24 protein-coding genes are annotated in these 16,116 nt (G+C 63.3%); all 24 read left to right on the forward strand.

All coding sequences use genetic code 11. The features are described 5' to 3' along the window. Window positions 1-87 precede the first annotated feature (87 nt). The 24 genes from XH96_RS16285 (at window position 88) to rpsE (ending at window position 16,099) form a co-directional block, all read left to right on the forward strand. Window positions 88-2,088: an ABC transporter ATP-binding protein gene (locus XH96_RS16285; RefSeq protein WP_194393361.1), complete on the forward strand. Its 2,001-nt coding sequence runs from the start codon at window positions 88-90 to the stop codon at window positions 2,086-2,088. Window positions 2,089-2,938: 850 nt separating this feature from the next. Next, window positions 2,939-3,310, forward strand: coding sequence for a 30S ribosomal protein S12 (gene rpsL / locus XH96_RS16290; RefSeq protein ID WP_007603006.1), 372 nt, complete (start codon window positions 2,939-2,941; stop codon window positions 3,308-3,310). 15 nt (window positions 3,311-3,325) lie between these two features. Then, on the forward strand, window positions 3,326-3,796 hold the full coding sequence (gene rpsG / locus XH96_RS16295) for a 30S ribosomal protein S7 (RefSeq protein WP_194393362.1): 471 nt from the start codon (window positions 3,326-3,328) through the stop codon (window positions 3,794-3,796). Window positions 3,797-3,828: 32 nt separating this feature from the next. Further along, window positions 3,829-5,901, forward strand: a complete 2,073-nt coding sequence (gene fusA, locus XH96_RS16300) for an elongation factor G (RefSeq protein ID WP_194393363.1) — start codon at window positions 3,829-3,831, stop codon at window positions 5,899-5,901. Window positions 5,902-5,941: 40 nt separating this feature from the next. Next, entirely contained in the window at window positions 5,942-7,132 is a 1,191-nt protein-coding gene (tuf, locus tag XH96_RS16305) for an elongation factor Tu (protein WP_028177965.1), read from the forward strand. Window positions 7,133-7,215: 83 nt separating this feature from the next. Continuing rightward, window positions 7,216-7,524 (forward strand): 30S ribosomal protein S10, encoded by a 309-nt coding sequence (gene rpsJ, locus XH96_RS16310; RefSeq protein WP_002712302.1) that lies wholly within the window; start codon window positions 7,216-7,218, stop codon window positions 7,522-7,524. Between the two features lie 98 nt (window positions 7,525-7,622). Then, a complete protein-coding gene (rplC, locus tag XH96_RS16315) occupies window positions 7,623-8,336 on the forward strand; it encodes a 50S ribosomal protein L3 (protein WP_024342448.1) in 714 nt (237 codons plus the stop codon). A 1-nt stretch (window position 8,337) separates the two neighbouring features. Beyond that, the gene (rplD, locus tag XH96_RS16320; RefSeq protein ID WP_018647243.1) at window positions 8,338-8,958 is read left to right on the forward strand and encodes a 50S ribosomal protein L4; all 621 of its coding nucleotides are present in this window, start codon (window positions 8,338-8,340) and stop codon (window positions 8,956-8,958) included. Further along, on the forward strand, window positions 8,955-9,257 hold the full coding sequence (locus XH96_RS16325) for a 50S ribosomal protein L23 (protein WP_007603019.1): 303 nt from the start codon (window positions 8,955-8,957) through the stop codon (window positions 9,255-9,257). Before rplD ends, XH96_RS16325 begins: the two co-directional genes overlap by 4 nt. A 12-nt stretch (window positions 9,258-9,269) precedes the next feature. After that, window positions 9,270-10,103, forward strand: coding sequence for a 50S ribosomal protein L2 (gene rplB, locus XH96_RS16330; protein ID WP_028177967.1), 834 nt, complete (start codon window positions 9,270-9,272; stop codon window positions 10,101-10,103). Window positions 10,104-10,115: 12 nt separating this feature from the next. Beyond that, on the forward strand, window positions 10,116-10,394 hold the full coding sequence (gene rpsS, locus XH96_RS16335; protein ID WP_008136357.1) for a 30S ribosomal protein S19: 279 nt from the start codon (window positions 10,116-10,118) through the stop codon (window positions 10,392-10,394). A gap of 10 nt (window positions 10,395-10,404) precedes the next feature. Continuing rightward, window positions 10,405-10,788 (forward strand): 50S ribosomal protein L22, encoded by a 384-nt coding sequence (rplV, locus tag XH96_RS16340; RefSeq protein ID WP_131867589.1) that lies wholly within the window; start codon window positions 10,405-10,407, stop codon window positions 10,786-10,788. A 17-nt stretch (window positions 10,789-10,805) separates the two neighbouring features. Then, window positions 10,806-11,531, forward strand: coding sequence for a 30S ribosomal protein S3 (rpsC, locus tag XH96_RS16345; protein ID WP_014494500.1), 726 nt, complete (start codon window positions 10,806-10,808; stop codon window positions 11,529-11,531). A gap of 30 nt (window positions 11,532-11,561) precedes the next feature. Further along, window positions 11,562-11,975 (forward strand): 50S ribosomal protein L16, encoded by a 414-nt coding sequence (gene rplP / locus XH96_RS16350; RefSeq protein ID WP_008136349.1) that lies wholly within the window; start codon window positions 11,562-11,564, stop codon window positions 11,973-11,975. A 5-nt stretch (window positions 11,976-11,980) separates the two neighbouring features. Further along, a complete protein-coding gene (gene rpmC / locus XH96_RS16355) occupies window positions 11,981-12,187 on the forward strand; it encodes a 50S ribosomal protein L29 (RefSeq protein ID WP_011088144.1) in 207 nt (68 codons plus the stop codon). Between the two features lie 13 nt (window positions 12,188-12,200). Then, window positions 12,201-12,449, forward strand: a complete 249-nt coding sequence (rpsQ, locus tag XH96_RS16360) for a 30S ribosomal protein S17 (protein ID WP_028177969.1) — start codon at window positions 12,201-12,203, stop codon at window positions 12,447-12,449. A gap of 84 nt (window positions 12,450-12,533) precedes the next feature. After that, window positions 12,534-12,902, forward strand: a complete 369-nt coding sequence (gene rplN / locus XH96_RS16365) for a 50S ribosomal protein L14 (RefSeq protein WP_007603030.1) — start codon at window positions 12,534-12,536, stop codon at window positions 12,900-12,902. Then, window positions 12,902-13,216 carry a 50S ribosomal protein L24 gene (rplX, locus tag XH96_RS16370; protein ID WP_028177970.1) on the forward strand — a complete coding sequence of 105 codons (315 nt, stop codon included), beginning with the start codon at window positions 12,902-12,904 and terminating at the stop codon, window positions 13,214-13,216. The genes rplN and rplX overlap by 1 nt, the downstream gene beginning before the upstream one ends. Continuing rightward, window positions 13,209-13,766 carry a 50S ribosomal protein L5 gene (gene rplE / locus XH96_RS16375; protein WP_028137019.1) on the forward strand — a complete coding sequence of 186 codons (558 nt, stop codon included), beginning with the start codon at window positions 13,209-13,211 and terminating at the stop codon, window positions 13,764-13,766. Before rplX ends, rplE begins: the two co-directional genes overlap by 8 nt. A 46-nt stretch (window positions 13,767-13,812) precedes the next feature. Further along, window positions 13,813-14,118, forward strand: a complete 306-nt coding sequence (rpsN, locus tag XH96_RS16380; RefSeq protein WP_057745473.1) for a 30S ribosomal protein S14 — start codon at window positions 13,813-13,815, stop codon at window positions 14,116-14,118. Between the two features lie 14 nt (window positions 14,119-14,132). Continuing rightward, on the forward strand, window positions 14,133-14,531 hold the full coding sequence (gene rpsH, locus XH96_RS16385) for a 30S ribosomal protein S8 (protein WP_024342456.1): 399 nt from the start codon (window positions 14,133-14,135) through the stop codon (window positions 14,529-14,531). Between the two features lie 16 nt (window positions 14,532-14,547). Then, the gene (gene rplF, locus XH96_RS16390; protein WP_194393364.1) at window positions 14,548-15,081 is read left to right on the forward strand and encodes a 50S ribosomal protein L6; all 534 of its coding nucleotides are present in this window, start codon (window positions 14,548-14,550) and stop codon (window positions 15,079-15,081) included. Between the two features lie 11 nt (window positions 15,082-15,092). Continuing rightward, window positions 15,093-15,455, forward strand: a complete 363-nt coding sequence (rplR, locus tag XH96_RS16395) for a 50S ribosomal protein L18 (RefSeq protein WP_024342458.1) — start codon at window positions 15,093-15,095, stop codon at window positions 15,453-15,455. 47 nt (window positions 15,456-15,502) lie between these two features. Continuing rightward, window positions 15,503-16,099: a 30S ribosomal protein S5 gene (rpsE, locus tag XH96_RS16400; RefSeq protein ID WP_014494507.1), complete on the forward strand. Its 597-nt coding sequence runs from the start codon at window positions 15,503-15,505 to the stop codon at window positions 16,097-16,099. Window positions 16,100-16,116 lie beyond the last annotated feature (17 nt).

The following is a 16,116-nucleotide window of genomic DNA, read 5'->3' on the forward strand; positions in this document are numbered from 1 at the left end:
GTTTTGCCGAATTCATCCTGATCGCATAGAATCGGTGCAATAGCGCATTCTCTGCGGTCATGCCGGCCGTCAGCATCGGTTGGTTTCATGGCATCCAAGCCTCTCTTGCCCGACAAACAGAAGCTCGCTGCGGAAGAGGCGGCCGAGCTCGACGACAAGCTCGCCTCCGCGGCCAAGCCGGACCTCGAAGATGATGAGGACGGCGAAGACGTAGGGGACGACGAGCTGGAGCTCGACGAGGACGATGAGGACGAGGATCTCGTCGTCTTCACCGCGAGCGAAGCCGCCGGCGCGCTCGCGACCATCGTCGGGTTCGTCAAGCCCTATCTGACGAACTACAAGCGGATGCTGTCATTCGTGGCGTTCGGCGTCTTCGTGGAGACGCTGTTCAACGTCATCATGCCGCTTAGTCTCAAGTTCCTGATCGACGAAGCGCTCGGCGAGGAGGATTTCCAGGCGCTGTACAAGATCCTGGGCGTGCTTGCGGTCGCCGGCATCTTCACCTCGATCGTTGCCGTCTGGTACGAGCGCTGGGATGCGCGGCTCGCCGCCTGCATCATCTCCGACGTCCGCAAGCGCCTCTTCGAGCACGTCCAGGACCTGCCGGCGGCCTATTTCGGGCGTACCAAGCGCGGCGAGATCCTGTCGCGCTTCTCCGTCGACCTCTCGGCTTTCGAAGGCTCGGTCAAGACTTTTGCAAACAGTGCCGCGCTGCCATTCCTGGAACTGATCGCAGGCATCATCCTGATGTTGTTCTTGAACTGGCAGCTTGCGGTCGTCGCGTTGCTCGTGTTCCCGATCACGCTGATCGGCCCGCGGATCCTGACGCCCAAGGCGGTGCAGGCCAATTACGAGCAGAAGCTCAACGAGAGCGCGCTGCTCGGCATGGTTCAGGAGAACGTTGCCGCCCAGGCCGTGATCAAGGCGTTCAGCCTGCAACGCAAGATGTTCGGCTTCTTCACCTTGCGCAACGACGAGACCCGCAACAAAATTGCCTCGGCCGCGTTCCTCTCGACCATGGTGGAGCGGACGGTCACCATCTCGGTGCTCCTCCTGCACCTCGTGGTGCTCGCGATCGGCGCGTATCTCGCGACCAAGGGCCAGATCACCATCGGCACCTTCGTCACCTTCGAGAGCGCGTTCTGGGAGGTTTCCTACAACATCGCTCATGTGATGCATTTCATCCCGGTGTCGATCTCGTCGGCCGCCGCGATCCGCCACATCCAGGAACTGCTCGACGAGCCGACCCGGAGCGCCGATCGCCCCGGCGCGCCCGATCTGCCGCGCATCACCCACGACATTACGTTCGATCACGTCACCTTCCGGTACGAGGGCAGTCAGACGCCGGTGCTGGACAATCTCAGCCTCAAGCTCAATGCCGGCAAGCGCATCGCGATCGTCGGCCCGAGCGGCTCCGGCAAGAGCACGCTGCTCAACCTGATCCTGCGGCTCTACGTGCCCGACGAAGGCCGCGTCACCATCGACGGCGTCGACGTTCGCAAGGTGACGCTGGATTCGCTGCGCCGGAGCATGGCGGTGGTGTTCCAGGAGAACATGCTGTTCAACATGTCGATCCGCGAGAACATCCGGCTCGGCAAGGAGGGGGCGACCGACGCGGAGGTGGAGGACGCCGCCAAGAAGGCCGAGATCCACCGCTACATCATGAGCCTGCCGCAGCGATACGACACGCCGGTCGGCGAGCGCGGAGACACGCTGTCCGGCGGCCAGCGCCAGCGCATCGCGATCGCACGCGCAATCATCCGTAACCCGTCCGTACTGCTGCTGGACGAGGCCACGTCGGCACTCGACCAGACCACGGAGGCCGCGATCAACCGCACGCTGCTCAAGATCGCCAAGGGCCGCACCATGATCTGGTCGACTCACCGTCTGACCTCGGTGGTCGAGATGGACGAGATCATCGTGATTTCAGGGGGCAGGGCGATCGAGCGCGGCTCCCACGCCGAATTGCTCGCCAAGAACGGCACCTATCGCAAGCTGTGGAACGACCAGATCCATCAGCCGCATGGCGCGCCGGTTCACGACGACGACAGAAGCGACGACGACGATGACGAAGAGGACGAGGAGTGACCGGGGCCGGGCACTGCAGCTCCGGCTCGGTGATTCCCGGATGCAAATCGTTCGGCCGGAGCGGAGCCGCTGATTCTTGGTGTCCTTAGGTTGGCGGCATCAACTCGCGCCGGTCGATCAACGCTGCCCGGACATCGCTGGCGCAACCGGGTGTCACGGCGGGCGATTGCCCTGGATCCCCGCCGCACAAGGCGGATTCGTTGATAAGGCGGGAAAAGAGCCTCGGTTTGGTAATAAAAGTACATTTAATCCGGGTGTAATATCGCCGGAGCTGACTGCGCGACCCTTCATTCCCCGATCGGACTGGCGCGGTGAGGGCGCAGAAGGGGCTTGTTCTGCAGGCGCATGAAGCGCCTTCTAACTGTCGTTTCGCCTTGACTGGACCGATTCTCGCCTATAGAAAGCGCCTCACTTAACGACAGGCGGTGAGCATCGCCAGCGTCGGAACGGGCCACCCGTTGATCCCAAAGGACCAAGTCCGCGAAGGATCGTGCAAGACGGGCACCAACCTCGACGAATGCCGCTCAAACGCTGTCGATCATAGCTAGGCAATGCCAGTGCGACTTTAGTTCTCTTGAGCAAGTTCTCTTGAGATCGAATTCGGATGCATGACCTCAGTGCGCGGGCCGCGGCTTTACGCCGAATGGCCTTGTTACTGCGGTCCTCTGTGGCGTCGAAGCGCTTTCCGCTCGGTGATGGAGCGGTTGGCGCAATTTCGCTTTGTGCGGATTGTTCGCATGAGGCGGCCTCGTCGGGCGGGTGGCTCGAAAGAATTTGCGGTCCCGGCAACGGGCCGCGGCAAGACAGCGGACCCGGTAGGGACCGCGGCAGAACAAAGGGTAAGGCCAGGATGCCGACGATCAACCAGCTGATCGCTCAACCGCGTGAAGTGCAGAAGTCGCGCAAGAAGGTGCCGGCGCTGCAGCAGTCGCCGCAGAAGCGTGGTGTTTGCACCCGCGTCTACACCACGACCCCGAAGAAGCCGAACTCGGCGCTTCGTAAGGTCGCCAAGGTGCGTCTGACCAACGGCTTCGAGGTGATCGGCTACATCCCCGGCGAGGGCCATAACCTTCAGGAGCACTCGGTGGTCATGATCCGCGGTGGCCGCGTCAAGGACTTGCCGGGCGTGCGCTATCACATCCTCCGCGGCGTTCTGGATACCCAGGGCGTCAAGAACCGTAAGCAGCGTCGTTCGAAGTACGGCGCCAAGCGTCCGAAGTAAGCGGGAACCAGGTCCATGTCTCGTCGCCATTCTGCTGAAAAGCGTGAAGTCCTTCCCGATCCGAAGTTCGGGAACATCATCGTCACGAAGTTCATGAACTCGGTGATGTACGCCGGCAAGAAGTCGGTCGCCGAAGGTATCGTCTACGGCGCGTTCGGCCTCATCGAAAGCAAGACCAAGCAGAGCCCGCTCGGCGTGTTCGAGCAGGCGCTCGAGAACGTCATGCCGACCATCGAAGTGCGCTCCCGCCGCGTCGGCGGCGCGACCTACCAGGTTCCGGTCGAGGTTCGTTCGACCCGCCGTCAGGCCCTGGGCATCCGCTGGCTGATCGCGGCTGCGCGCGAGCGCAACGAGAAGACGATGACCGAGCGGCTCTCGGCGGAGCTCCTGGATGCATCGAATAACCGGGGGAACGCCGTCAAGAAGCGCGAAGACGTGCACCGCATGGCGGAAGCCAACCGCGCCTTCTCGCACTATCGCTGGTAACGGCGACACACTCGGACTCGCAAGGAACGCCCATGCCCCGCCAACATGCCATCGAGGACTACCGTAACTTCGGTATCATGGCGCATATCGACGCCGGCAAGACCACGACGACCGAGCGCATCCTCTATTACACCGGCAAGAGCCACAAGATCGGCGAAGTGCACGAAGGTGCCGCGACGATGGACTGGATGGAGCAGGAGCAGGAGCGTGGCATCACGATCACTTCGGCTGCCACCACCGCGTTCTGGAACGGCAAGCGCCTGAACATCATCGACACGCCTGGCCACGTCGACTTCACCATCGAGGTCGAGCGTTCGCTGCGTGTGCTCGACGGCGCCGTCTGCGTGCTCGACTCGAACCAGGGCGTCGAGCCCCAGACCGAGACCGTCTGGCGCCAGGGCGACAAGTACAAGGTTCCGCGCATCGTCTTCGCCAACAAGATGGACAAGATCGGTGCGGACTTTTTCAAGTGTCTGTCCGACATCGTCGACCGTCTGGGTGCGAAGCCCGTCGCGATCCAGCTTCCGATCGGTGCCGAGAACAACTTCAAGGGTCTCATCGACCTCGTGAAGATGAAGGGCGTCGTCTGGAACGATGAAGCGCTCGGCGCCAAGTTCGACTATGTCGACATTCCGGAAGACCTCGTCGACCAGGCCAAGGAATATCGCGAGAAGATGGTGGAGGCCGCCGTCGAGCTCGACGACGACGCCATGGCCGCCTATCTCGACGGCAAGGAGCCGGACGAGGCGACGCTGAAGCGGCTGATCCGCAAGGCGGTGCTGACCGGCGCCTTCTATCCCGTGCTGTGCGGCTCGGCCTTCAAGAACAAGGGCGTGCAGCCGCTGCTCGACGCCGTCGTCGATTATCTGCCGTCGCCGCTCGACGTGCCTGCGATCAAGGGCACCGACGACAAGGGCAACGAAGTCGTGCGCAAGGCGGACGACAAGGAGCCCTTGGCGCTGCTCGCGTTCAAGATCATGGACGATCCGTTCGTCGGCACCATCACCTTCTGCCGCATCTACTCCGGCGTTCTGCAGAGCGGCACCGGCGTCGTGAACTCGACCCGCGAGAAGAAGGAGCGGATCGGGCGCATGCTCCTGATGCATGCGAACAACCGCGAGGACATCAAGGAAGCCTATGCCGGCGACATCGTCGCGCTGGCGGGCCTGAAGGAAGCGCGCACCGGTGACACGCTGTGCGATCCCGACAAGCAGGTGATCCTGGAGAAGATGGAATTCCCCGAGCCGGTCATCGAGATCGCGATCGAGCCGAAGTCCAAGGCCGACCAGGAGAAGCTGGGCGTGGCGCTGGCCAAGCTCGCCGCGGAGGATCCGTCCTTCCGCGTGTCGACCGACCACGAGTCCGGCCAGACCATCCTCAAGGGCATGGGCGAACTCCATCTCGACATCAAGGTCGACATCCTCAAGCGCACCTACAAGGTCGACGCCAACATCGGTGCGCCGCAAGTGGCGTTCCGTGAGCGCGTCACCAAGCGGGTGGAGCACAGCTACACCCACAAGAAGCAGACCGGCGGTACCGGCCAGTTCGCGGCCGTGTCGTTCATCGTCGAGCCGAACGAGCCCGGCAAGGGCTACGAGTTCGAATCGAAGATCGTGGGCGGCGCGGTGCCGAAGGAATACATCCCCGGCGTCGAGAAGGGCCTGGAGAGCGTGCTGTCGTCGGGCGTGGTCGCGGGCTTCCCCGTGGTCGACGTCAAGGTGACGCTCGTCGACGGCAAGTATCACGACGTCGACTCGTCGGCGCTCGCCTTCGAAATCGCTTCGCGCGCCTGCTTCCGCGAAGCGCTGCAGATGGGCAAGTCCGTCCTGCTCGAGCCGATCATGAAGGTCGAGGTGGTGACCCCGGAAGACTACACCGGCTCGGTCATCGGCGATCTGAATTCCCGGCGCGGTCAGATCCAGGGACAGGACATGCGCGGCAACGCCAACGTCATCAACGCGATGGTGCCGCTCATGAACATGTTCGGTTACGTGAACAATCTGCGCTCGATGAGCCAGGGTCGCGCGACCTTCACCATGCAGTTCGACCACTACGCAGAAGCGCCGGCCAACGTGTCGGCAGAAGTCCAGAAGAAGTTTGCCTGATTGTCGTCGGTCTCAAGCTGACGATTGAACGGAGAGTCAAATGGCCAAAGCAAAGTTTGAACGTAACAAGCCGCACTGCAACATCGGCACCATCGGTCACGTCGACCATGGCAAGACGTCGCTGACCGCGGCGATCACCAAGATCCTCGCCGAGACCGGCGGTGCGACGTTCACCGCGTACGACCAGATCGACAAGGCGCCGGAAGAGAAGGCCCGCGGCATCACGATCTCGACCGCGCACGTCGAGTACGAGACGCAGAACCGCCACTACGCCCACGTCGACTGCCCCGGCCACGCCGACTACGTGAAGAACATGATCACCGGCGCCGCCCAGATGGACGGTGCGATCCTGGTCGTGTCGGCCGCTGACGGCCCGATGCCGCAGACCCGCGAGCACATCCTGCTCGCCCGCCAGGTCGGCGTCCCCGCGCTCGTCGTGTTCCTCAACAAGTGCGACATGGTCGACGATCCCGAGCTGCTCGAACTCGTCGAGCTCGAGGTCCGCGAACTGCTCTCGAAGTACGAATTCCCGGGCGACAAGATCCCGATCATCAAGGGTTCGGCGCTCGCCGCTCTCGAAGACTCCGACAAGAAGCTCGGCCACGACGCCATCCTCGAGCTGATGCGCAACGTCGACGAGTACATCCCGCAGCCGGAGCGTCCGATCGACCAGCCGTTCCTGATGCCGGTTGAGGACGTGTTCTCGATCTCGGGCCGCGGCACCGTGGTGACCGGCCGTGTCGAGCGCGGCGTCGTCAAGGTCGGCGAGGAAATCGAGATCGTCGGTCTCCGCGCCACCCAGAAGACCACCGTCACCGGCGTTGAAATGTTCCGCAAGCTGCTCGATCAGGGCCAGGCCGGCGACAACATCGGCGCGCTGCTCCGCGGCACCAAGCGCGAGGACGTCGAGCGCGGCCAGGTTCTGGCCAAGCCCGGTTCGGTCAAGCCGCACACCAAGTTCAAGGCTGAGGCCTACATCCTCACCAAGGAAGAGGGCGGTCGCCACACTCCGTTCTTCACCAACTACCGTCCGCAGTTCTACTTCCGCACCACCGACGTGACCGGTGTCGTGCACCTGCCGGAAGGCACCGAGATGGTGATGCCGGGCGACAACATCGCGATGGAAGTGCACCTGATCGTGCCGATCGCGATGGAAGAGAAGCTCCGCTTCGCGATCCGCGAAGGTGGCCGCACCGTCGGCGCCGGCGTCGTCGCCTCGATCATCGAGTAACAAGCGAATAGGGAATGGTGAGTGGCGAATAGGGGATTCTATTCGCTACTCGCTACTCGCCACTCACTAGAGAAAGCACGGCAATGAACGGCCAAAACATTCGTATCCGTCTCAAGGCGTTCGACCATCGTATCCTCGATACGTCGACCCGCGAGATCGTGAACACGGCGAAGCGCACCGGCGCGCAGGTCCGCGGACCCATTCCGCTGCCCACCCGCATCGAGAAGTTCACCGTCAACCGTTCGCCCCACGTGGACAAGAAGAGCCGCGAACAGTTCGAGATGCGCACCCACAAGCGCCTGCTCGACATCGTCGATCCGACCCCGCAGACCGTCGATGCTTTGATGAAGCTCGACCTGGCCGCCGGTGTCGACGTCGAGATCAAGCTCTGAGCAAGACCCCGAGGAGTGGGCACCGGTTCTCGGACCGGGACTTGCTCACTACGAAGATTAGCTAGTCCGCAAGGACAGAAAGAACAGGAAGCAAGCCGATGCGCTCCGGAGTGATCGCACAAAAGGTCGGGATGACGCGGGTCTTCACAGAGGCCGGCGAACATATCCCCGTGACCGTGCTGAAGCTCGGCAATTGCCAGGTCGTAGGCCACCGCACCGAAGAGAAGAACGGTTACGTCGCGCTCCAGCTCGGTTCTGGCAGCCGCAAGACCGTTTACATGCCGAAGGCCGAGCGCGGCCAGTTCGCGGTCGCCAAGGTCGAGCCGAAGCGCCGGGTCGAGGAATTCCGGGTCAGCGCAGATGCGATGATCCCGGTCGGCGCCGAGATCCAGGCGGATCACTTCGTCGTCGGCCAGTTCGTCGACGTCACCGGCACCTCGGTCGGTAAGGGCTTCGCCGGCGGCATGAAGCGCTGGAACTTCGGCGGTCTGCGCGCCACGCACGGTGTGTCGATCTCGCACCGCTCGATCGGTTCGACCGGTGGCCGTCAGGACCCCGGCAAGACCTGGAAGAACAAGAAGATGCCCGGCCACATGGGTGTCGACCGCATCACCACGCTCAACCTTCGTGTCGTCCAGACCGATGTCGAGCGTGGCCTGATCCTCGTCGAAGGCGCCGTTCCCGGCTCCAAGGGCGGTTGGATCCGCGTGCGCGACGCCGTCAAGAAGCCGCTGCCGAAGGAAGCTCCGAAGCCCGGCAAGTTCAAGGTTGCTGGCGACGCGGAAGCCGCTCCGGCTGCGCAGGAGGCGTGAGATGGAATTGAAGGTCACCACTCTCGAAGGTAAGGAAGCCGGCTCGGTCCAGCTCTCCGACGCCATTTTCGGCCTCGAGCCGCGCGAGGACATCATCGCGCGCTGCGTGCAGTGGCAGCTCAACAAGCGCCAGGCCGGCACGCACAAGGCCAAGGGTCGCGCCGAGATCTGGCGCACCGGCAAGAAGATGTACAAGCAGAAGGGTACCGGCGGTGCTCGTCACGGCTCGGCCCGCGTGCCGCAGTTCCGCGGCGGCGGCCGTGCCTTCGGTCCGGTGGTGCGTTCGCACGCCACCGACCTGCCGAAGAAGGTCCGTGCGCTCGCCCTCAAGCATGCGCTCTCGGCCAAGGCCAAGGATGGCGATCTCGTCGTGATCGAGAAGGCCGCACTGGAAGCCGCCAAGACCAAGGCGCTGCTCGGTCACTTCTCGGGCCTCGGGCTCACCAACGCGCTGATCATCGACGGCGCCGAGCTCAACAACGGTTTTGCCGCTGCGGCCCGCAACATCCCGAACATGGACGTGCTGCCGATCCAGGGCATCAACGTCTATGACATCCTGCGCCGTCAGAAGCTTGTTCTGACCAAGGCCGCCATCGATGCGCTGGAGGCGCGCTTCAAATGACGAAGAACATTGAGCCTCGCCACTACGACGTGATCCTGTCGCCGGTCGTGACCGAGAAGGCGACGATCGCCTCGGAGCACAACAAGGTGCTGTTCAAGGTGGCTGCAAAGGCGACCAAGCCGCAGATCAAGGAAGCGATCGAGAAGCTGTTCGACGTCAAGGTCAAGAGCGTCAACACGCTGGTCCGCAAGGGCAAGACCAAGATATTCCGCGGCAATCTCGGCTCGCAGTCGAACTCCAAGCGCGCGATCGTGACCCTCGAAGAGGGTCATCGGATCGACGTGACCACCGGTCTGTAAGGTCGTACGACGATGGCACTGAAGACATTCAATCCCACGACGCCCGGCCAGCGCCAGCTGGTCATGGTCGATCGTTCGGCCCTGTACAAGGGCAAGCCGGTCAAGGCGCTCACCGAGGGCAAGAAGTCCTCGGGTGGCCGCAACAACACCGGCCGCATCACCGTGCGTTTCCGCGGTGGCGGTCACAAGCAGACGCTGCGTACGGTCGATTTCAAGCGCGAGAAGGTAGACGTTCCCGCGACCGTCGAGCGGCTGGAGTACGATCCGAACCGCACCGGCTTCATCGCTCTGATCAAGTATCAGGACGGCGAGCAGGCCTACATCCTGGCGCCGCAGCGCCTGGCCGTGGGCGACACGATCGTCGCCGGCAACTATGTCGACGTGAAGCCGGGCAACGTCATGCCGCTCGGCAACATGCCGGTCGGCACGATCATCCACAACATCGAGGTCAAGATCGGGAAGGGCGGCCAGCTCGCCCGTTCCGCAGGCACCTATGCCCAGCTCGTCGGGCGCGACCAGGACTACGTCATCATCCGCCTGAATTCGGGCGAGCAGCGCCTGGTTCACGGCCGCTGCCGCGGCACGATCGGCGCGGTGTCGAACCCGGATCACATGAACACCTCGATCGGCAAGGCCGGTCGCAAGCGTTGGATGGGCCGCAGGCCGCACAACCGCGGTGTCGCGATGAACCCGATCGACCATCCGCACGGCGGTGGTGAAGGTCGTACCTCGGGCGGTCGCCACCCGGTCACTCCGTGGGGCAAGCCGACCAAGGGCAAGAAGACCCGCACCAACAAGTCGACCAACAAATTCATTCTCCTAAGCCGCCACAAGCGGAAGAAGTAAGGAACGCCGGACATGGTTCGTTCAGTCTGGAAAGGCCCTTTCGTCGAGGGCTCTCTGCTCAAGAAGGCAGATGCCGCGCGCGCGTCCGGCCGTCATGACGTCATCAAGATCTGGAGCCGTCGCTCGACGATCCTGCCGCAGTTCGTCGGCCTGACCTTCGGCGTCTACAACGGTCAGAAGCACGTGCCGGTGGCGGTCAACGAGGAAATGGTCGGTCACAAGTTCGGCGAGTTTTCGCCGACCCGGACCTTCCATGGCCACTCCGGCGACAAGAAAGCCAAGAAGGCTTGAGGATTAAACGATGAGCAAACCTAAGCGCGAACGGAGCCTCGCCGAGAACGAGGCCAAGGCGGTCGCCCGGATGCTGCGGGTGAGCCCGCAGAAGCTCAACCTGGTCGCCCAGCTCATTCGCGGCCGGAAGGCGTCTGCCGCGCTCGCCGACCTGCAGTTTTCGCGCAAGCGGATCGCGGTTGACGTCAAGAAGTGCCTGGAATCGGCTATCGCCAATGCCGAGAACAACCATGACCTCGACGTCGACGATCTCGTCGTGGCGCAGGCCTTTGTCGGCAACGGGCTCGTGATGAAGCGCTTTGCCGCCCGCGGCCGCGGCCGCTCGGGCCGTGTCTACAAACCGTTTTCGCAACTGACGATCATCGTTCGTCAGGTCGAAGCTGAAGCCGCTTAAGGGCGCAGGAGAACACGATGGGTCAAAAGATCAATCCGATCGGTCTGCGTCTCGGCATCAACCGGACCTGGGATTCCCGCTGGTTCGCCGGCAAGCAGGAATACGGCAAGCTGCTGCACGAGGACGTCAAGATCCGCGAGATCCTGCACAAGGAGCTCAAGCAGGCGGCCGTCGCCCGCATCGTGATCGAGCGTCCGCACAAGAAGTGCCGCGTCACCATCCACTCGGCCCGTCCGGGCGTGGTGATCGGCAAGAAGGGCGCTGACATCGACAAGCTGCGCAAGAAGGTCGCGGACATCACCTCGTCCGACGTCGTCATCAACATCGTCGAGATCCGCAAGCCGGAGCTCGACGCGACGCTGGTGGCCGAGTCGATCGCGCAGCAGCTGGAGCGCCGCGTGGCGTTCCGCCGCGCCATGAAGCGCGCCGTGCAGTCGGCGATGCGTCTCGGCGCGGAAGGCATCCGCATCAACTGCTCGGGACGTCTGGGCGGCGCGGAAATCGCGCGCATGGAGTGGTATCGCGAAGGTCGCGTGCCGCTGCACACGCTGCGCGCCGACATCGACTACGGCGTTGCGACCGCGTTCACGACCTTCGGCACCTGCGGCGTCAAGGTCTGGATCTTCAAGGGCGAGATCCTCGAGCACGATCCGATGGCCCAGGACAAGAGAATGGCCGAAGGCGAGACGGGTGGTAGTGGCGATCGTGGTGGCCGTCAGCGCCGCGATACGGCTGCAGCCTGATCTGCACCAGGAATTTGAGGGCTTAAAGCCATGATGCAACCTAAGAAAACGAAGTTCCGGAAGGCGCACAAGGGCCGCATCCACGGCGTTGCGTCTTCGGGCGCGACGTTGGCGTTCGGCCAGTTCGGCCTGAAGGCGACCGAACCTGAGCGCGTCACCGCGCGCCAGATCGAAGCTGCCCGCCGCGCGCTGACCCGCCACATGAAACGCGCCGGCCGCGTCTGGATCCGCGTGTTCCCCGACGTACCGGTGTCGAAGAAGCCGGCCGAAGTCCGCATGGGCTCCGGCAAGGGTTCGCCGGAACTGTGGGTCGCGCGCGTCAAGCCTGGCCGCGTGCTGTTCGAGATCGACGGCGTCAACACCCAGACGGCGCGTGAGGCGCTGACCCTGGCGGCGGCCAAGCTGCCGATCAAGACGCGCTTCGTCGAGCGCATTGCGGAGTAATGGCCATGGCCCAGATGAAGATCGAAGACATCCGCGCGATGAGCCCCGACCAGCAGGATGACGCCATCCTGAATCTGAAGAAGGAGCGCTTCAACCTGCGCTTCCAGCGCGCCACCGGGCAGCTCGAGAACACCTCGCGCCTGCGCGAGGCCCGCCGTGACATCGCCCGGATCAAGACCGTCGCCGCGCAGACGCGCGCCAAGAAGAAGTAAGAGGCTTACGAAGATGCCGAAACGTACTTTGCAGGGCGTGGTCGTCAGCGACAAGCAAGCCAAGACCATTGTGGTGCGTGTCGATCGCCGCTTCACGCACCCGATCTACAAGAAGACCATCCGCCGGTCGAAGAACTACCATGCGCACGACGAGAGCAACGAGTTCAAGCCGGGCGATATGGTGTGGATCGAGGAAACGAAGCCGATTTCGAAGTTGAAGCGCTGGGTCGTGATCCGGGGCGAACACAAGAAAAGCGCCTGATCTGTTGGCTCTAGCCGACTGACTTCAGGGAAATGTTGAGCGCCGGCTGGGCTGGCGCAAAGAGAAAGAGGACGAGGTGCATCAATGATTCAGATGCAGACCAACCTCGACGTGGCCGACAATTCTGGCGCACGCCGTGTGATGTGTATCAAGGTGCTCGGAGGCTCCAAGCGCCGCTACGCCACGATCGGCGACATCATCGTCGTGTCGATCAAGGAAGCGATTCCGCGTGGCAAGGTGAAGAAGGGCGACGTGATGAAGGCCGTCGTGGTGCGCGTCCGCAAGGACATTCGCCGCGCCGACGGTTCGGTCATCCGCTTCGACCGCAACGCCGCCGTGCTGATCAACAACCAGTCCGAGCCGGTCGGCACCCGTATCTTCGGGCCGGTGCCGCGCGAGTTGCGCGCCAAGAACCACATGAAGATCATCTCGCTCGCGCCGGAGGTGCTGTGATGGCTGCGAAGATCCGCAAGGGCGACAAGGTCGTCGTGCTGACCGGCCGCGACAAGGGCCGCACCGGCGAAGTGTTCGAGGTGCGCCCCGACGCCGGTACCGCGCTCGTGCGCGGCATCAACGTGGTCAAGCGTCACCAGAAGCAGACGCAGGCCCAGGAGGGCGGCATCATCTCGAAAGAGGCGCCGATCCAACTGTCCAACATCGCGTATGTCGGCAAGGACGGAAAGCCGACCCGCATCGGATTCAAGATTCTGGCGGACGGCAAGAAGGTCCGCATCGCCAAGAGCTCGGGAGCTGAGATCGATGGCTGAGGCCGCTTACACGCCGCGCCTGCGCGCGGAATATGATGCGAATATCCGCACGGCTCTGACCGAGAAGTTCGGTTACGAGAACGTGATGCAGGTTCCGCGTCTGGACAAGGTCGTGCTGAACATGGGCGTTGGCGATTCCGTCAACGACCGCAAGAAGGCCGAGACCGCCGCTGCCGAGCTGACCCAGATCGCTGGCCAGAAGGCGATCGTGACCTATTCGCGTATCGCGATCGCGACCTTCAAGCTGCGCGAGAACCAGCCGATCGGCTGCAAGGTCACGCTGCGCAAGGCCCGCATGTACGAGTTCATCGATCGCCTGGTGACGGTCGCGCTGCCGCGCGTCCGCGACTTCCGCGGCCTGAACCCGAAGAGCTTCGACGGCCGCGGCAACTATTCGCTCGGCATCAAGGAGCATATCATTTTCCCCGAGATCGACTTCGACAAGGTCACGGAAGCCCGCGGTATGGACATCACCGTCTGCACCACGGCCAAGACCGACGAAGAGGCGAGGGCCTTGTTGACCGCTTTCAATTTCCCGTTCCGGCAGTGAGACGCTGACCTAAAGCCTCTCAAACGCGGATACCCAGGAGCCAAGCATGGCAAAGAAGAGTTCAGTCGAGAAGAACAACCGGCGCAAGCGGATGGTGAAGAATGCCGCACCGAAGCGCGAGCGGTTGAAGGCGATCATCGCCGACAAGACGCTGCCGATGGAAGAGCGGTTCGCCGCCACCCTGAAGCTGGCGGAAATGCCGCGTAACTCGTCGGCGACCCGCATCCGCCTGCGCTGCGAGCTGTCGGGCCGCCCGCGCTCGAACTACCGCAAGAACAAGCTGTCCCGTATCGCGCTGCGCGACCTTGGCTCGAAGGGCATGGTCCCGGGCCTCGTGAAGTCCAGCTGGTAAGGAGGGTCGTTTAGATGTCAACGCACGATCCAATCAGCGATCTGATCACCCGTATCCGCAACGCGCAGATGCGCTCGAAGACCAAGGTCTCCACGCCTGGCTCGAAGATGCGCGAGAACGTGCTCGAGGTTCTGAAGGCCGAGGGCTACATCCGCGGTTACGCTACGCTCGAGCATTCCTCGGGCCGCAGCGAGATCGAGATCGAGCTGAAGTATTTCGACGGCGAGCCCGTCATCCGCGAGATTGAGCGCGTTTCCAAGCCGGGGCGTCGCGTCTACGCTTCGGTGAAGAACCTGCCGCGGGTGAACAACGGACTCGGCATTTCGGTGTTGTCGACGCCGAAGGGGATCATGGCCGACCACAGCGCGCGCGACGCGAATGTGGGCGGTGAAGTCCTCTTCACGGTGTTCTGAGAAGGATTTTCGATCCATGTCACGTGTTGGCAAAAGGCCTGTCCCGGTGCCGTCGGGCGTTACCGCGACCGTTGATGGGCAGACCGTCAAGATGAAGGGGCCGAAGGGCCAGCTTCAGTTCATCGTCCATGACGACGTCGAGGTGAAGCTCGAGAACGGCCAGGTCAAGGTCAAGCCGCGGACCGAGACCAACCGCGCGCGGGCGCTGTACGGTACCGCTCGCGCCCAGGTCGCGAATCTGGTCGAAGGCGTCACCAAGGGCTTCGAGAAGAAGCTCGAGATCACCGGCGTCGGCTATCGCGCCGCGATGCAGGGCAAGAACCTGCAACTCGCGCTCGGCTACAGCCACGACGTGATCTATCCGATCCCCGAGGGGATCACGATCACGGTGCCGAAGCCGACCGAGATCACGGTGGCGGGCAGCGACGTCCAGCGCGTCGGCCAGGTCGCCGCCGAGATTCGCTCCTATCGTCCGCCGGAGCCCTACAAGGGCAAGGGCGTGAAGTATGTGGGCGAATTCATCTTCCGCAAGGAAGGCAAGAAGAAGTAACGGAGCCGGTCATGTCGAAAGCCAAGGTTACGAATGCCCGGCGCAAGCGGAGTGTGCGGCTGAAGCTGCGCCGTTCCGCCGGCGGCCGTCCGCGCCTGTCAGTGTTCCGCTCGTCCAAGCACATCTATGCCCAGGTCATCGACGACCTGAAGGGCGAGACGCTGGCCTCCGCCTCCTCGCTCGAGAAGTCGATGCGCGACGGTGGCAAGACCGGCGCCGACATCGATGCGGCGAAGGCGGTCGGCAAGTTGCTGGCCGAGCGCGCGGCCGAGAAGGGCGTCAAGGAAGTCGTGTTCGATCGCGGCAGCTATCTCTACCACGGGCGCGTCAAGGCTCTGGCCGACGCGGCGCGTGAGAGTGGGCTGAGCTTCTAACAGAATTTGAGGATTGGGGCGCAAGCCTCTGAAGGATTGGAAAAACCATGGCAGCTGAACGCGAACAACGTGGTGGACGCGATCAACGCGGCGGCGGACGTGAACGCAGGGAGCGCGAGGAGCGCGACAGCGAGTTCGTCGACAAGCTCGTCCACATCAACCGCGTGGCCAAGGTCGTCAAGGGCGGCAAGCGCTTCGGTTTCGCAGCGCTGGTCGTGATCGGCGACCAGAAGGGTCGTGCCGGCTTCGGTCACGGCAAGGCGCGCGAGGTGCCCGAGGCGATCCGCAAGGCAACCGAGTCCGCCAAGCGCAACCTGACGCGCGTGTCGCTGCGCGAGGGCCGCACGCTCCATCACGACATCGCCGGCCGTCATGGCGCGGGCCGTGTCTACCTGCGTGCAGCTCCGGCCGGTACCGGCATCATCGCCGGCGGTCCGATGCGCGCCGTGTTCGAAACGCTCGGCGTCCAGGACGTTGTGGCGAAGTCGATCGGCTCGTCGAACCCGTACAACATGGTGCGCGCGACCTTTGACGCGCTGAAGCATCAGGATTCGCCGCGCTCGGTCGCTGCCCGCCGCAACATCAAGGTGTCCACCCTCCAGTCCCGCCGTATCGGTGGCGACGCAGAGGCGGCTGCCGACTAACGGAAGCTTTTCGGAGT

This window comes from Bradyrhizobium sp. CCBAU 51765, from assembly GCF_015291725.1.
Classification (GTDB): domain Bacteria; phylum Pseudomonadota; class Alphaproteobacteria; order Rhizobiales; family Xanthobacteraceae; genus Bradyrhizobium; species Bradyrhizobium liaoningense.

Excerpts from the sequence above, each read along its gene's own strand:
- rpsG (WP_194393362.1), top strand. The coding sequence starts at position 3,326 with ATGTCTCGTCGCCATTCTGCTGAAAAGCGTGAAGTCCTTCCCGATCCG.
- rplP (WP_008136349.1), top strand. The coding sequence starts at position 11,562 with ATGATGCAACCTAAGAAAACGAAGTTCCGGAAGGCGCACAAGGGCCGC.
- XH96_RS16325 (WP_007603019.1), top strand. The coding sequence starts at position 8,955 with ATGACGAAGAACATTGAGCCTCGCCACTACGACGTGATCCTGTCGCCG.
- tuf (WP_028177965.1), top strand. The coding sequence starts at position 5,942 with ATGGCCAAAGCAAAGTTTGAACGTAACAAGCCGCACTGCAACATCGGC.
- rplC (WP_024342448.1), top strand. The coding sequence starts at position 7,623 with ATGCGCTCCGGAGTGATCGCACAAAAGGTCGGGATGACGCGGGTCTTC.
- rpsQ (WP_028177969.1), top strand. The coding sequence starts at position 12,201 with ATGCCGAAACGTACTTTGCAGGGCGTGGTCGTCAGCGACAAGCAAGCC.
- rplE (WP_028137019.1), top strand. The coding sequence starts at position 13,209 with ATGGCTGAGGCCGCTTACACGCCGCGCCTGCGCGCGGAATATGATGCG.
- rplN (WP_007603030.1), top strand. The coding sequence starts at position 12,534 with ATGATTCAGATGCAGACCAACCTCGACGTGGCCGACAATTCTGGCGCA.
- rplF (WP_194393364.1), top strand. The coding sequence starts at position 14,548 with ATGTCACGTGTTGGCAAAAGGCCTGTCCCGGTGCCGTCGGGCGTTACC.
- rpsS (WP_008136357.1), top strand. The coding sequence starts at position 10,116 with ATGGTTCGTTCAGTCTGGAAAGGCCCTTTCGTCGAGGGCTCTCTGCTC.
- fusA (WP_194393363.1), top strand. The coding sequence starts at position 3,829 with ATGCCCCGCCAACATGCCATCGAGGACTACCGTAACTTCGGTATCATG.
- rpsL (WP_007603006.1), top strand. The coding sequence starts at position 2,939 with ATGCCGACGATCAACCAGCTGATCGCTCAACCGCGTGAAGTGCAGAAG.
- rplB (WP_028177967.1), top strand. The coding sequence starts at position 9,270 with ATGGCACTGAAGACATTCAATCCCACGACGCCCGGCCAGCGCCAGCTG.
- rpsJ (WP_002712302.1), top strand. The coding sequence starts at position 7,216 with ATGAACGGCCAAAACATTCGTATCCGTCTCAAGGCGTTCGACCATCGT.
- rplV (WP_131867589.1), top strand. The coding sequence starts at position 10,405 with ATGAGCAAACCTAAGCGCGAACGGAGCCTCGCCGAGAACGAGGCCAAG.
- rplD (WP_018647243.1), top strand. The coding sequence starts at position 8,338 with ATGGAATTGAAGGTCACCACTCTCGAAGGTAAGGAAGCCGGCTCGGTC.
- rplR (WP_024342458.1), top strand. The coding sequence starts at position 15,093 with ATGTCGAAAGCCAAGGTTACGAATGCCCGGCGCAAGCGGAGTGTGCGG.
- rpsH (WP_024342456.1), top strand. The coding sequence starts at position 14,133 with ATGTCAACGCACGATCCAATCAGCGATCTGATCACCCGTATCCGCAAC.
- rpmC (WP_011088144.1), top strand. The coding sequence starts at position 11,981 with ATGGCCCAGATGAAGATCGAAGACATCCGCGCGATGAGCCCCGACCAG.
- rpsN (WP_057745473.1), top strand. The coding sequence starts at position 13,813 with ATGGCAAAGAAGAGTTCAGTCGAGAAGAACAACCGGCGCAAGCGGATG.
- rpsC (WP_014494500.1), top strand. The coding sequence starts at position 10,806 with ATGGGTCAAAAGATCAATCCGATCGGTCTGCGTCTCGGCATCAACCGG.
- rplX (WP_028177970.1), top strand. The coding sequence starts at position 12,902 with ATGGCTGCGAAGATCCGCAAGGGCGACAAGGTCGTCGTGCTGACCGGC.
- XH96_RS16285 (WP_194393361.1), top strand. The coding sequence starts at position 88 with ATGGCATCCAAGCCTCTCTTGCCCGACAAACAGAAGCTCGCTGCGGAA.
- rpsE (WP_014494507.1), top strand. The coding sequence starts at position 15,503 with ATGGCAGCTGAACGCGAACAACGTGGTGGACGCGATCAACGCGGCGGC.